This is a genomic window from Burkholderia sp. SIMBA_062, from assembly GCF_046534765.1.
Lineage (GTDB): Bacteria > Pseudomonadota > Gammaproteobacteria > Burkholderiales > Burkholderiaceae > Burkholderia > Burkholderia ambifaria.
In genome coordinates this window covers 39588-53677 of record NZ_JAWRYD010000026.1, presented here as the reverse complement: position 1 = coordinate 53677, position 14090 = coordinate 39588, and the positions used below count along the sequence as shown (strand labels likewise).

Genomic DNA, 14090 nt, shown 5'->3' with positions numbered 1-14090 from the left:
CGGCACTCTAACACGCGCGCGGGCGCTGTCGGCAGCGTGTTGCGGGCCCGCGCGACAAGGGCTGCCGACGTGTACGCGCCCCGTTGCGCGTCAGGTCCGGCCGAGCGCCTCGCCGAGCGCGCCGGACGCCGCGGTCAGGTCCGGCGGCGCCACCCCCGCGGCGATCTTCAGCAGCGCGGCGCGCAGCATGTCGGACGCGCGGCCGTGCGCACCGAGCCCGTCGCCGGCGAGCGGCATGCCGTGCGCGGCACGGCGCCACGCCAGTCCGAGCGTATCGGCAAGCAGCGCCGCGTGGCCGAGCCCGAGCGCGCACGCGGCCGTACCGACCCGATACGCGGCCGCGGAGGCGCGCCATGCGGCCCCCGCATCGGCCGCGGCCGGATCGAGCGCGAGTTCGGCCATCGACGCATCGGCGGTCTGCAGGAAATCCTCGTACGCATGCGCGTTGACGGTCACGACACCGAGCATGCGGGTGGGCGCCACCGCGACCGCATCATGCTCGGCCTGCGCGGCGCCGGCTTCCCACAGCGCCTCGGACGCGGGCGTGCCGGCGACGTGCCAGTCGACGGTCAGTCCATAGTCGTGCAGCACGTCGACGAGCGCGACATCCTCGGCGGCCGCGCCGAACAGCGCGAAATCGCGCCATAGCACCGCGACCGTCTCGCGCACGAGCGCGGGCGGCGCATGACGCCTGCCCTGCGCGTGCTCGCCGAGCAGCAGGTTGGTCCGGGCGAGGAAACGTTTCAGTTCGGGCGCGTTGCTGGCGCGCAGTGCGCGCAGGCACGCGGCGGCGAGCCGCCAGAAGTCGTACGGGCCGTCGGCGGCCAGTGCGGCCAAGGTCGTATCGAGTTCGTCGAGCGCCGCGTCGGGCGTGCCGTTCGGCGAACCGTTCGGCGTGCGTAGCACGCCGAGCAGCGCCTGCTCGTAGCGGGCCCGCGCCCGGCTCGCGAACGCGTCGGGCATCACCCGCAGCGTCGCCGGCGGCATCGCGCGGCCGACGAGGGCCAGCACGTCGAGCGGCACGCTCGCGTGCAGGTCGGCCGCGCCTTGGGCACGCAGCGCACGGAAATGGTCGAACAGGAGCGGCGAGCAGGCCAGTTCGCGCAGATTGTGGCGTCCAACCGCCGCGCGGAAATCGCGCAACGCGATGCGCCCGCCAGCGGAAGCCGGTTCGGCGGCAACAAGCGGCGCCGCAGCGGCGAGTTGCCCCGCGAAACGGGCAGCCGGCAGCCAGCCGGCCTCCGCCAGCACGGCGGCGGCGGCCGACAGCGGCGCGGCCGCGTCGTCGCGACGCTCGAATGCGTCGGCGGCCGCCGCGAGCCACGCGTCGGCCGCGCGCACGGCCCCGCCACGCGGGTTGGGCAGTGCGTCAGGGTGGGGAACGTTCGCCGGATCGGACGTCATGGACACGCGCGCCTGTCATCGTCAAGTCGCTCGCGCCGGCCGGGGCGCGCAAGCGCCGGGCAACCGCGAGGCCGCGAGCGGTGTGTCCGTGGGCCGACGGTCCGATCAGATCTGGACCATCTCGAAGTCTTCCTTGCGGGCACCGCATTCGGGGCACGTCCAGTTGATGGGGACGTCTTCCCAGCGCGTGCCCGGGGCGATGCCCTCTTCGGGCAGTCCGGCTTCTTCGTCATAAATCCAGCCACAAATCAGGCACATCCAGCTCTTGTATTCCATCTTAAGCCGCGTCGGGAAAAGTCGGTAAATTCGGGAGCCATGATGGTACCGTGTCGGGGCCGGACTGCCTAGCAATCGCACTGGAGTACAGCGACTACGTTGCGTTGGGCTAAAAAATCCGTCGTGCGGGCCGGATTTCCGCCGCATAATGCCTGCAAAGTGCGGCCTGCCGGGGCAACACCGGGCCAAACCGCCCACTTCGCCTCGCCGTCCGCAATTCCGTCGCTTCCCCGTTTTTTCTTGCCCTTTTTTTACATGTCCAGCAACGCCCCTCCGATCGTCCTCACCTTTGGCCTGTCCGATCCCACCGGCGGCTCCGGCATCCAAGCCGATCTGATGACTCTGGCGAGCATGGGCTGTCACGGCGTGTCCGTCCTGACGGGCTATACCGTGCGCGACTCGGCCGCCTGCGACGAGGTCACCGGCCTCGATCCGGATGTCGTCGCCGCCCAGGCGCGCATGCTGCTCGAGGACATGCCGATCGCCGCGTTCAAGATCGGCGCGGCAACGCGCGCGGAAGTCGTGAGCGCGATCGCCGAAGTGGTCGCCGACTACGACGGCGTGCCGCTCGTGCTCGCACCGGACTTCACGCTCGACGACGAGCACGTGCTCGCCGCCGACGACCTGCGCGAATCGATCGCCGACCTGCTCGCGCCGCAGACGACGCTGCTGGTCGCCGATCACGCGACGCTGCTCGCACTCGCGCAACCGGACGGCGACGCCGAGGCGCCGAATCTCGATGCGGCCGTATCGCACCTGCTGTCGCAGGGCTGCGAGTACATCCTGTCATCGGAAACAGGCTCGCACCGGCTCGTCAACACGCTGTACGGCGAGGAAGGCCAGCTCCGCGAAGACATGTGGGATCGTTCGCCGCACCGGCTGATGGGCATCACCGACACGCTCGGCGCGGCGATCGCGGCACTGCTCGCGAACGGCCAGGAGCCGCCCGAAGCGGTGCGCGAAGCGCAGGAATACCTGTACCAGGCCGTACGCGACGCGTTCCGGCCCGGCATGGGCGCGTACCTGCCCGACCGGTTCTTCTGGGCCCGCAGCAACGACGATGCGGACACGCCGCCGGCCGTGAAGGCCGATCCGGTGCCGAGGACGTCGCACCGCCATTGACGCCCGCATGGCGGGGCCCTGCGCCGCCGTCGCGCCCCACTCACCACCGCCTCGGGGCGGCAGGTCCGCCCCCTTTCGTTCGCGCATAAAAAAAGACCCGCATCGCTGCGGGTCTTTTCTTTTGGCTGGAACGCGCATCGCTGCGCGCTCCGGACACCATCGACCGAAGTCGATTACATGTCCATGCCCATGCCGCCCATGCCGCCCGGCATGCCGCCCGGCATCGGTGCATCTTCCTTCGGCAGTTCTGCGACAGCTGCGTCCGTCGTCAGCAGCAGGCCAGCAACCGAAGCTGCGTTCTGCAGTGCGGTGCGCGTGACCTTGGTCGGGTCGACGACGCCGGCTTCGACCATGTCGACGTACTCGCCCGTTGCTGCGTTGTAGCCGTAGTTGCCCTGGCCTGCAGCAACTGCCGCCACCACGACGCTGGCTTCTTCGCCGCCGTTCGTGACGATCTGACGCAGCGGCTCTTCCATCGCGCGCAGCACGATCTTGATGCCGGCGTTCTGGTCGGCGTTCGCGCCGGTCAGGCTTGCGATTGCCGTGCGAGCGCGGATCAGCGCAACGCCGCCGCCTGCCACGATGCCTTCTTCCACAGCCGCGCGCGTTGCGTGCAGTGCGTCTTCGACACGTGCCTTCTTTTCCTTCATTTCGACTTCGGTCGCAGCGCCGACCTTGATCACTGCCACGCCGCCGGCCAGCTTGGCCACGCGCTCTTGCAGCTTTTCACGGTCGTAGTCCGACGTCGCTTCTTCGATTTGCGCGCGCACTTGCTTCACGCGTGCTTCGATGCTCGCGGCTTCGCCTGCGCCGTCGATGATCGTCGTGTTTTCCTTGCCCACTTCGATGCGCTTCGCCTGGCCCAGTTCTGCCAGCGTTGCCTTCTCGAGCGTCAGGCCGGTTTCTTCCGCGATCACCTGGCCGCCGGTCAGGATCGCGATGTCTTCCAGCATCGCCTTGCGACGATCGCCGAAGCCCGGTGCCTTGACCGCGACGGTCTTCAGGATGCCGCGGATGTTGTTGACGACCAGCGTTGCGAGCGCTTCGCCTTCGATGTCTTCAGCGATGATCAGCAGCGGACGGCCAGCCTTCGCGACTTGCTCGAGCACCGGCAGCAGATCGCGGATGTTCGACACCTTCTTGTCGTGCAGCAGCACGAACGGGTTGTCGAGGACGGCGACTTGCTTTTCCGGGTTGTTGATGAAGTACGGCGACAGGTAGCCGCGGTCGAACTGCATGCCTTCGACGACGTCGAGTTCGTCGGCGAGCGACTTGCCGTCTTCGACGGTGATCACGCCTTCCTTGCCGACCTTGTCCATCGCTTCAGCGATGCGATCGCCGATCGACGTGTCGCTGTTCGCCGAGATCGAGCCGACCTGCGCGATTTCCTTGTTCGTCGTGCACGGCTTGCTGATCTTCTTCAGCTCTTCGACAGCCGCTCCGACTGCCTTGTCGATGCCGCGCTTCAGGTCCATCGGGTTCATGCCCGATGCGACGTACTTCATGCCTTCGCGAACGATCGATTGCGCGAGAACGGTTGCCGTCGTCGTGCCGTCGCCTGCGTTGTCGCTGGTCTTGGAAGCGACTTCCTTGACCATTTGCGCGCCCATGTTCTGGAGCTTGTCCTTCAGCTCGATTTCCTTCGCGACCGACACACCGTCCTTGGTGACCGTCGGGCCGCCGAAGCTGCGCTCGAGCACCACGTTGCGGCCCTTCGGACCCAGCGTGACCTTGACCGCGTTGGCGAGAATGTTCACGCCTTCGACCATCTTCGAACGGGCGGAATCGCCGAATACGACGTCTTTAGCTGCCATCTTCTAACTCCTTGAATTCTTGGGAATATGTACCGTCAGTGGACGCTTACTTCGCGTTGACCACGGCCATGATGTCTTCTTCGCGCATGACCAGCAGTTCCTGGCCGTCGACCTTGACGGTCTGACCAGCGTACTTGCCGAACAGGACGCGATCGCCGACCTTCACGTCGAGTGCGATCGGTGCGCCCTTGTCGTCGCGCTTGCCCGGGCCGATGGCCAGGACTTCGCCTTGATCCGGCTTTTCAGCTGCTGCATCGGGGATCACGATGCCCGAGGCGGTCTTGGTTTCCTGATCCAGGCGCTTGACGATCACGCGATCGTGCAAAGGACGAAGGTTCATATTCACTCCTCTCTTGACTGAGATTGAAGAACGCTTAGGGAATCTGCCCGGCGGGTCGCCCGGCAGAGAATTGTTAGCACTCTCGTGCAGCGAGTGCTAATTATATGGACGGGTTTTGACAATTTCAAGAAGGGAAACCGGAGGTTTTTTCGCGGGGGCCGAAACGACGGAAAAACGGGGATGGAATTGAAAAATCCTTTGGAAACAATCAAGTAGGCGTCAATACTGCGCTCCGGCAGCAGACAGATGCGGGATTTCCCGACCCGCGCACCGCTTTGACACGGGGTAAGCACGGAGTTCCCACGGTCGTCCGGCATCGCATGAAAAGACCCGCTCGGGCGCCGCCGGGCGCGCCTATTCGGTGCCGGATCGTCACATGTCGGGACAGCCCGCGACCGGCTGGAACGTCCGGCCGTCGGTCTGGACCGTCGCGCCGAGCAGGCGCGCGAGCCCTTTCGCGCCTTCGCGCATCACGACGTCGTGATTCCATCGGAACAGCGGCCGGGCAAGCGGCTCCAGCCAGTTCATCCAGCGCTCGCGCGTGCGGATGTGCCAATCGTAGCGCACGACGGTGCGCGTGCCGTCGCCGGCGAACGACCAGCAGCCGTCGCCTTCGATCGCGCCGCTCGCACGGCCTTCGAGCACATGCGGCCGCTCGACGCGCAGCACGCGCATGTCGAAGGTCAGCCGGTACGGCAGCGCGCCTTTCCACGTGTATCGCTGCAGCGCGCCGACGCCGCGCGCGTCGCCGCGCTCGATCTCGACGGTCCGTACCACGCTCTTCCACCAGTCGGGCCAGCGGTCGACCTGGTAGATCGCGTCCCAGACCGCCGCGAGCGGCGCGTCCACGCGCCACGTCGTCGAAAACCGGTATTCCGCCATGCAGCCTCCGGCACGAGTCGGGATCAGGGATCGGAAATCAGGGCGCGAAAAAGCGGGCGGGAAACGCGACGTCGATCTCGACGTCGTCGAGCGTCACCGTTTCGAGCGGATCGCCGTCACCATCCGCGAAGCTGACGACCTTCAGCGGAAAACCGTCCTCGGTGTCCAGCCACAGCCGGTAGCGATGCACGCCGTCGACCACGTGCGCGGGCCCGCCCGTCACCGACACGCGCAGCGTGGTCCGCCCGCCGATGCTCTCCTCGCCTTCCGTCACCGTCGCGCCGCCCTGCTGCAGCGCATGCACGTTGCGCAGCAGCTCGCCGACGTCCGAGCGGTCGACGCGATGGCCGCTGCGGTCTCGCACGAGCGGATTGGACGGCGACAGTCTCAGCGCGGGCGGCGCATGCTCGCCGAACGGGCGCAGCCGGACCTTGCCGTCGCCGGGATCGTACGCGAGCACCGCGCCACGATGGGGCGACACGAAGTCCATCCGGACGAAACCGGGTTTCAGGTACGCATAGTGGAATTCGGTGCGCTCGCCGCTTCGCGCCGACGAGCGGATCGTCGCGCGGTACGAGCGGACCTGGTCGAAATGTGCCTGCGCAACGGTCACCGGGTCGGCTGTCATGCTCGCTCCTATCAGGCTCGCGGCCAGCAATGCGGCGATCATGGCGCCGCCTCGACGTCGAGCACGCCCTCCATGCCGCGTTCGCGATGGCTGCGCAAGAACAGCAGCCGATGGGTGCAATAGTAGGCGAAGCGACCGGGCTGCGTCGGCGTGAAGCGGAACGTGCGCGGGGTCGTGGCCAGTTCGGTGTGCACCGCGATGCCGGCCTGTGGCGCGTCGATTTCGAAACTGTGCGGCACGCGGCCCGGTTCGGCCGATACGGTCAGTTCGACCGGCACGTGCGCGCGGACGATCACGTGGTTCGGCCGAAAGAAATAGCTGCCGCCGACGATCGTCACCCGCTGCACGCCGTCGGCGTCGACCGGCACGCGCACCGGGGCGTCGCCTTCCGCCCGCGCGAGCCCGGCGCCAGCCGCGAGCACCGCCACCACCGCCACCATCATCGCCGTCTTCGCGTTCATCTCGTGCTCCTTGCCGAGGCCGCGCGCGTCACCCCTTCCATGCGTCGGTCGGCCCGCCGAGCGCGCCGCACGCGTCGATCGCGAGCTCGCGCAGGCGCCGTTCGTCGCCGCGGCCGGACAGCGCGTAGCCCATGCCGCGATCCGACCAGAAATACGTGTAGCGTCCGTCCGCCGACATCGCCTGCGGCGCGAGGCGCCGCGCATCGTAGGCGGTCATGTACAACGTCACGCGCGCGCCGTCCGCGCGCTGGTACATCAGCTGCGCGGCCGGCCCCGCGTCGCCCGGCAGCAAGCGGCCGCCCAGCAGCACGTAGCCGTATTCGCCGAGCGACGGCGCACGCACGGGCCGGCCGAGACGCGCGGATAGCCATCCGGCCAGGCGCGCCGGGTCGCGGGCGTCGATTTCGACCGGGTGTTCACGATCGGCCGCGTACACGGCATACGCGACGTCCGCGCGCGCGGCGAACGCCGGTTCGACGCCGAACGCCGTCCAGCCCGCGTGCAGCGCGATGCCGAGCACCAGCCCGGCCGCCAGCCCCGCGAACGCATAGGCAACCACGCGCCGGCGCGACGCGCGCCGCTGCACGAACAATGCCGACGCGGCGCCCGGCAGCGGGAACAGCGCGCGCAACGCGTCGCGCTGCGCGCCGTAATGCGCGAACCGGTCGGCTTCCCGTGGATCGGACTGCAGCCGCTCGAGCACCTCGCGGCGCTCTTGCCCGGACAGCTCGCCGTCGAGCAGCGCCGACAGCAGCTGGGCCGATGCAGCGTCGTCCCGATCGTTCGAAGGTTTGCGCGGATCGTCGTCCATCATGTCTTCCCGATCACCCGTAACGCGGCCGTGCCGTGCGCCGGCGGCTCGCCGGACAGCAACGTACGCATCTGTTCACGCGCCCGCGACAGCCGCGACATCACCGTCCCCACCGGCACGCCGAGCACCTGTGCGGCGTCGCGATAGCTCAATTCCTCCAGCGCGACGAGCAGCAGCACCTCGCGCTGTTCGACCGGCAGCCGGTACAGCGCGCGCTGCACGTCGCGCAGCATCAGGCCGCTGATCTCGTCGGCGGGCGCGGCCATCGTCTGCCACGGCGCGGTGGCGTCGTCGACCGCGATCTCGTGCCGCGCGCGCAACTGGTCGATGAAGCGGTGGCGCAGCAGCGTGAGCAGCCACGCGCGCAGGTTGCCGCCGTCAACGGGCGGCCGGTTCAGCGCGCGCTCGAGCGTGTCCTGCACGAGATCGTCCGCCCAGGCCCGGTCGCCCGTCAGCGCACGCGCATAGCGCGTGAGATGCGGCAGCCACACCAGCAGGTCCGATTCGTAGCTCATCCGGATGCCTCGCGCGTCGCCGCGCCGTCAGTCGGTCCGCCCGTCCGTTTTCAGGGACGCGCGACATGCCACATGCCGCCGATTCCGTCGCCGCCCGCGTCACCCGCCTTGTGGTCCATTTTCCAGCGATACAGCGGGCGACCGTTGTACGCCCATTGCTTCTTGCCGTCGTCGCGCGTGACGAGGCTCAGCGCACCCGACGCCTTGTCGTATCCGTCGGCGAGCGCCGGCGGCCAGTTGGCCGCGCAGCTGCCGTTGCACGTGCTCTTGCCCGGCGCGTCGTGATCGAACACGTACAGCGTCATGTGATCTTCGTCGACCAGTTTCCCGTTGCCGGCCTGCGGCGGCTCGGCGGCCGCGGGCCGCGCGATCGCGGCCGTCAGCGCGATGGCGAACAGCATCGTTTTCATTCCCGTTCTCCTTGGCATGGCATGGCGGCACGGCGCCGCCGAGCGGGACGTCGACTTCGACGTGACCATTATCCCGCTGCCCGATTGCGCCGCGACTCGGTATATAAACGGACGGCCGCGGGCGGTTATTCCATGCGGCCCGCCGATGGCGGGTCATTCGTCCGACCAGCCCATCGGGAATCCAAAGGAAAACGCGGCATGACCTTGCCGTCATGCCGGGTTGTGCACTGCGACGGCCGCACCCGCGGCGGCCGTCACCCGGCGACTCGCTCAGCCGAAACGCGCGGGCCGGTACGGATGGGGATCGATATAGGTCGGCGCACCGGTGATCATTTCGGCGAGCAGCCGTCCGCTCGCGGGGCCGAGGGTGAGTCCGTGGTGGCAATGACCGAACGCGAACCACAGATGACGATGGCGCGGCGCAGGCCCGATCACCGGCCGCATGTCGGGCGTGCACGGCCGCATCCCGAGCCACGGCGCCGGATCGAGCCGCTCGCCGATGCCGAACGCGTCGCGCGCGAGCGGCTCGGCACGCGCGAGCTGCACGCCGGTCGGCGGCGCATCGCGCAACGCGATCTCGACGCCGGTCGTGAGCCGCAGCCGGCCGCCTTCCATCGGCGCGACCACGAAACCCTCCTCGGTATCGCACACCGGCACACTCAGCGGCGCGCGGGTCGGCCGGTAATGCATGTGGTAGCCGCGCTTCGCGCGCAGCGGGATCCGGTAGCCGAGCGGCGCGAACACATGATCGGACCACGGCCCGAGCGCGACCACGGCCGACCGTGCCGATATCGGCCCGTGTTCGGTATCGACCTGCCAGCCGTCGCGCACCTGCGCGAGGGTCGTCGCGTCGCCGCGCGCGAACGTGCCACCGTCGCGCTCGAACAGCCGCGCGTACGCCTTCGTGAGGCCGCCGGGGCTCGACACGCTCTTCGGATCCTGCCAGTGGAACGCGCCGCAGAATGCGTCGCCGATGCCGGGCTCGCGCTCGCGCAGCGCACGCGCGTCGAGCACGCTCATCCGCAACCCGTGCGCGTCGGCCACCCGCTGCTGCGCGTGCGTTTCCGCATCGAACCGCGCGGGCGACCGGAACGCCTCGATCCATCCGCCGTCATGCACGAGCGACTGCGCGTCGGTGCGCGCGAGCAGCGCGTCGTGCTCGACGACGCTCGCCGCGACGAGCGGCAGCATGTCGCGCGCGGCAGCCGCCAGCCGCTGCGGCGACGATTCGCGCCAGAAGCGCGCCAGCCAGCCCGCGTAGGCGGGCAGCGCCTTGTAGTCCCAATAGAGATCGACCGAGCGGTTGCGCGCGTAGCGCAGCAGCGTGCCGAGCCGGCGCGGGAACGCGTACGGCACGACCGACGAGCGCTCGATCAGCCCGGCATTGCCGTGGCTCGTTTCCTCGCCGGGCGCGCGCCGGTCGACGAGCGCGACACGCAGCCCGCGATCCTGCAGATGCAGCGCCGACGACACGCCGACGATGCCGGCCCCCAGAACGATGACGTCGAAATCCATGCTTCCCCGTACTGCGTCGAGATTCGGTGCGACGCGCGCCGGCACGGCGGCCGGCACGCGGCCAGGCTTACTTCGCGACGATGTCGCGCTTGAAGTACTTCCGCGACAGCGCGCTCAGCGTGCCGTCCTTCTTCAGTACGTCGAGCGCGCCGACGATCTTCGTCTGCAGCGCCTTGTCGCCCTTGCGCATCCCGAAGCCGGTGCCTTCGCCGAGCGTCGCGGGACCTTTCAGCGGCTCGCCGACGATCTGGTAGTCGCGGCCGGCCGGCTTGTCGAGGAAGCCGTCCTGCGCGGTCTGCGCTTCCTGCACGGCCGCGTCGAGACGCCCGGCGACGAGATCGGCATAGATCTGGTCCTGATCCGCATAGGACACGACCGCCACGCCCGCATTCGCCCAGTGCGCCTTCAGGAAATCCTCCTGCGACGAGCCCTGCAGCACGCCGACGTGCTTGCCGCGCAGGCTCGCGGCATCGGGCCGCAGCGGCGAGCCGCGGTGCGCGACCATCACGATCGGCACGACGTAGATCGCCGGCGTGAAGTCGATGCTCTGCTTGCGCTTCGCGGTGATGTTCATCGCCGAATTGATCGCGTCGAACTTGCGCGCCTGCAGCGCCGGGATCAACCCGTCGAACGCATTCTCGACCCACACGCACTTCATATTCAGCTTCGCGCACACCGCGTTGCCGATGTCGACGTCGAAGCCCTGCAGTTGGCCGGCCGGCGACTTGCTCTCGAACGGCGGGTAGGCGGCTTCGATCCCGAAGCGCAGCGTGGTTTGTTCCGCGTGGGCCGTGACGCCCGCGCACGCGAGCGCCGCGACGGCGCAGAGGGAAAGCTTCCAGTTCATGACGGATGTCCTTCGATTCCGGATTGAGGCGATGAAGACCGGTCGCGCGACGCCGTTGCCGGGCGCCGGATCGGCAGGCGATGCAGCCGGCCGCCATGTGACGACACGCTGTTCCGCACGCAAAATATAGACTCTTAGTCTACTATAGACTATAGAGGATACGATAATCGCGGTGCTGCCGCCGTCAGCCGAAACCCAGTCGCTTGCGCGAAACCCCTTTGATTCATCTATGTTTTTCGTTGCGCACGCGTCCCGGAAAGAAAAACTCACCCCACTTCTTTTGTCTATATTAGACTTTTAATCCATTACCGACACGGCCGGACGCGCTCTATCGAGACTGTCCTGTCCAGCCCCGACCGGAGAAGTCCCATGACGCAACCCGCCCCGACCCTGCCGCTCACCGTCGACGAAGCCGCGGTGCGCGCGGCGCTGCCGTCGCTCGACGTGCTCGGCACGCTGCGCCGCATGTTCGCGTCGCTCGCGTCGGCTCGCGCGGTGCAGCCGCCGCAAACCCTCACGCTGTTCCCCGAACAGGCCGGCGATTTCATCACGTATCTCGGCGCGCTCGCCGACGAGCAGGTGTTCGGCGCGAAGCTGTCGCCGTACGTCGTGACGGGCGGCAAACCGATCGTGACCGCGTGGACCGCGCTGATGTCGATGCGTACCGGCCAGCCGCTGATGTGGTGCGACGCGGGGCTGCTGACGGTCGAGCGCACGGCCGGCACGACGGCGCTCGCGCTCGACTGCCTCGCGCCGCGCGACGCGCGCCGGCTCGCCGTGATCGGCACGGGCGCGGCGGGCCTCGCGCATCTGCGCCACGCCGCGGCACTGCGCGACTGGGCATCGATCAGCGTTCATTCGCCCGCGCTCGCCGGCGACCCGGCGCTGCAGGCGACACTCGCGCAGATCGATCCGCGCGCCCGCCCGGCCGCCAGCGTGGAGGCATGCGTGCGCGACGCCGACGTCGTGATGCTGTGCACGTCGTCGGGCACGCCGGTGCTCGCGGACGGCGTGCTCACGCGCCCCGCGCTCGTCACGTCGATCAGCACCAACGTCGCGCGCGCGCACGAGATCCCGCCCGCGTGGCTGCCCGACATGGACGTGTATTGCGACTACCGCGACACGACGCCCGCAAGCGCGGGCGAGATGCAGATCGCGGCGGCCACGCACGGCTGGACGCCCGAGCGGATCGTCGGCGACCTGCCCGCGCTCGTCGCCGGCACCTGCGCGGCGCCGTCACGCACGCGTCACACGTTCTTCCGCTCGATCGGCCTCGGCCTCGAGGACATCGCGATCGCGCACGCGCTGTACACGCATCTGACGCGCGCATGAGCAGCACGCGCACGCGGGGCCGATACAATGGCGCAACCGCCGCGGCGGCAGCGCGCGGGCGCACGGACATGCCGGTCGACGGTACGCCGGCGCGCCGCGCCGACGCGCCGCCCGGCCCCCGCTCACCCGAGATGGCGATTCCGATGCGCAAGAAGCAATCCCCCGTCAAAGACCTGCTGCTCACCCGCTATGCACCGATCGCCGATGGCATCGCGGCGCTGTTCTTCCCGTACGCGGAAGTCGTGATCCACGACCTGCACGACCAGACCGTGCTGTACCTCGCGAACAACCTGTCGAAGCGCGAGGTCGGCGACGATTCGGCGCTCGAGGAAATCGATCATTCGGCGCGCGAGCGCGTGATCGGCCCGTACGAGAAGCTGAACTGGGACGGCCGGCGGATGCGCTGCGTGAGCAACGTGCTGTTCGACGACGAAGGCCGCCCGGCCGGGATGATGTGCATCAACTTCAACATCGCGGTGTTCGACGACGTCCGCGCGACGCTCGACGTGTTCATCAAGGGCGCGGGCATCGTCGCGCAGCCCGACGAACTGTTCCGCGACGACTGGCAGGAGCGCATCAACACGTTCCTGCACGGCTGGCTGCGCGAACGGCAGGTCGGCCTGAACGGCCTCACCCGCGAGCACCGGCGCGAACTCGTCGAGGCGCTGCATGCGGAAGGCGCGTTCCGCGGCAAGAGCGCCGCGAACTACGTCGCGAACGTGCTCGGGATGGGGCGCGCGACCGTCTACAAGCACCTGAAGCATCTGAAGGAAACGCAGGGCGACGCGTAAGCGACCCATTCCGCCCGGGCCAGCCCAATGACGAAGCGTCGCAATATAAAGTGATATAGTCGCGGTTACATTTATTTGCCGCCGCTACCGCCGCTCCGCCCATGACGACCACTCCTGCCCCGACTGCCCGCCCGACCCTGACCGTCGAGATCTGGTCCGACCTGATCTGCCCGTGGTGCTGGATCGGCAAGCGCCGCTTCGACGAGGCGCTCGCCGCGTTCGCGCACGCCGAGCACGTCGACGTCGTGCTGCGCGCGTACCGGCTGATGCCGGGCCAGCCGGTCGAGCCGGTCGAGGCGATGCTCGCGGGCAAGTACCGGATGTCGCCCGCGCAGGTCGACCAGATGCTGCGCCAGGTGACCGACGCGGCCGCGAGCGTCGGGCTCGACTACGACCTGCCCGGCACGTCCGTCTGCGATACGCTCGACGCTCACCGGCTCGTGAAGCTCGCGGAAGCGACCGGCCGCGCCCATGCGCTGACCGAACGCCTGTACCGCGCGTATTTCTGCGAGCACGGCTCGCTGTTCGACCACGCGGCGCTGATCGACTTCGCGGTCGAAGCGGGGCTCGAGCGCCCGGCCGTCGAAGCCGTGCTGCGCAGCGATGCATACCGCGACGAAGTCGAAGCCGACATCGCGCGGGCCGCGCAGATCGGCGGACGCGGCGTACCGCTGTTCGTGTTCGGCGGCCGCTACGCGGTGTCGGGCGCGCAGCCGGCCGACGTGTTCGCGCAGGCGCTCGAGCAGGCGTGGCGCGACGGCGCGATCGCCGAATTCGCCGGCGACGACGCGGCCGCGTGCGGCCCCGACGGCTGCGAACTGCCGCCGCGCGGTTGAGCGCCGGCGGGCCGGCGCCGCGCTGCGCGACACGCGACACGCGCGGCCGCTACGCGTCGCTCCTGCCACAAACCGGCAGGAAGCGCCGGCAAATGACGTCTGCAAT

The 14090-nt window shown here is 68.8% G+C and carries 16 protein-coding genes; 4 read left to right on the top strand and 12 right to left on the bottom strand.

What is annotated here, in order from left to right:
• Positions 1 to 90 precede the first annotated feature (90 nt).
• The gene (locus SB786_RS25335; RefSeq protein ID WP_410729882.1) at positions 91 to 1404 is read right to left on the bottom strand and encodes a hypothetical protein; all 1314 of its coding nucleotides are present in this window, start codon (positions 1402 to 1404) and stop codon (positions 91 to 93) included.
• Positions 1405 to 1509: 105 nt separating this feature from the next.
• On the bottom strand, positions 1510 to 1680 hold the full coding sequence (locus tag SB786_RS25330) for a rubredoxin (protein WP_004186709.1): 171 nt from the start codon (positions 1678 to 1680) through the stop codon (positions 1510 to 1512).
• Between the two features lie 255 nt (positions 1681 to 1935).
• On the opposite strand from SB786_RS25330, the gene SB786_RS25325 reads away from it, so the two are divergent.
• On the top strand, positions 1936 to 2802 hold the full coding sequence (locus tag SB786_RS25325; protein WP_011656116.1) for a hydroxymethylpyrimidine/phosphomethylpyrimidine kinase: 867 nt from the start codon (positions 1936 to 1938) through the stop codon (positions 2800 to 2802).
• A 173-nt stretch (positions 2803 to 2975) separates the two neighbouring features.
• Here the strand turns inward: SB786_RS25325 and groL are convergent, their stop codons facing one another.
• The 10 genes from groL to SB786_RS25275 form a co-directional block, all read right to left on the bottom strand.
• Entirely contained in the window at positions 2976 to 4616 is a 1641-nt protein-coding gene (groL, locus tag SB786_RS25320; RefSeq protein WP_410729881.1) for a chaperonin GroEL, read from the bottom strand.
• Positions 4617 to 4662: 46 nt separating this feature from the next.
• A complete protein-coding gene (gene groES, locus SB786_RS25315; protein WP_004186661.1) occupies positions 4663 to 4956 on the bottom strand; it encodes a co-chaperone GroES in 294 nt (97 codons plus the stop codon).
• A 372-nt stretch (positions 4957 to 5328) separates the two neighbouring features.
• Complete coding sequence (locus tag SB786_RS25310) at positions 5329 to 5838, bottom strand: SRPBCC family protein (RefSeq protein ID WP_006759588.1); 510 nt, start codon at positions 5836 to 5838, stop codon at positions 5329 to 5331.
• 37 nt (positions 5839 to 5875) lie between these two features.
• Positions 5876 to 6508, bottom strand: a complete 633-nt coding sequence (locus SB786_RS25305) for a LolA family protein (RefSeq protein WP_410729878.1) — start codon at positions 6506 to 6508, stop codon at positions 5876 to 5878.
• A complete protein-coding gene (locus SB786_RS25300) occupies positions 6505 to 6927 on the bottom strand; it encodes a quinol oxidase (protein ID WP_410729877.1) in 423 nt (140 codons plus the stop codon). The genes SB786_RS25305 and SB786_RS25300 overlap by 4 nt, the downstream gene beginning before the upstream one ends.
• Before the next feature lie 28 nt (positions 6928 to 6955).
• Complete coding sequence (locus tag SB786_RS25295; protein WP_410729876.1) at positions 6956 to 7738, bottom strand: anti-sigma factor family protein; 783 nt, start codon at positions 7736 to 7738, stop codon at positions 6956 to 6958.
• Complete coding sequence (locus SB786_RS25290) at positions 7738 to 8253, bottom strand: sigma-70 family RNA polymerase sigma factor (RefSeq protein ID WP_410729874.1); 516 nt, start codon at positions 8251 to 8253, stop codon at positions 7738 to 7740. Before SB786_RS25290 ends, SB786_RS25295 begins: the two co-directional genes overlap by 1 nt.
• 50 nt (positions 8254 to 8303) lie before the next feature.
• Complete coding sequence (locus SB786_RS25285) at positions 8304 to 8663, bottom strand: hypothetical protein (RefSeq protein ID WP_410729872.1); 360 nt, start codon at positions 8661 to 8663, stop codon at positions 8304 to 8306.
• Between the two features lie 270 nt (positions 8664 to 8933).
• Complete coding sequence (locus SB786_RS25280) at positions 8934 to 10178, bottom strand: NAD(P)/FAD-dependent oxidoreductase (protein WP_410729870.1); 1245 nt, start codon at positions 10176 to 10178, stop codon at positions 8934 to 8936.
• 67 nt (positions 10179 to 10245) lie between these two features.
• Entirely contained in the window at positions 10246 to 11025 is a 780-nt protein-coding gene (locus SB786_RS25275; RefSeq protein WP_410729868.1) for an ABC transporter substrate-binding protein, read from the bottom strand.
• Positions 11026 to 11394: 369 nt separating this feature from the next.
• On the opposite strand from SB786_RS25275, the gene SB786_RS25270 reads away from it, so the two are divergent.
• From SB786_RS25270 to SB786_RS25260, 3 genes are all read left to right on the top strand, one after another.
• On the top strand, positions 11395 to 12357 hold the full coding sequence (locus SB786_RS25270) for an ornithine cyclodeaminase family protein (RefSeq protein WP_410729866.1): 963 nt from the start codon (positions 11395 to 11397) through the stop codon (positions 12355 to 12357).
• Positions 12354 to 13148, top strand: a complete 795-nt coding sequence (locus tag SB786_RS25265; RefSeq protein WP_006759597.1) for a transcriptional regulator — start codon at positions 12354 to 12356, stop codon at positions 13146 to 13148. The genes SB786_RS25270 and SB786_RS25265 overlap by 4 nt, the downstream gene beginning before the upstream one ends.
• A gap of 101 nt (positions 13149 to 13249) precedes the next feature.
• Entirely contained in the window at positions 13250 to 13984 is a 735-nt protein-coding gene (locus tag SB786_RS25260) for a DsbA family oxidoreductase (protein WP_410729865.1), read from the top strand.
• Positions 13985 to 14090 lie beyond the last annotated feature (106 nt).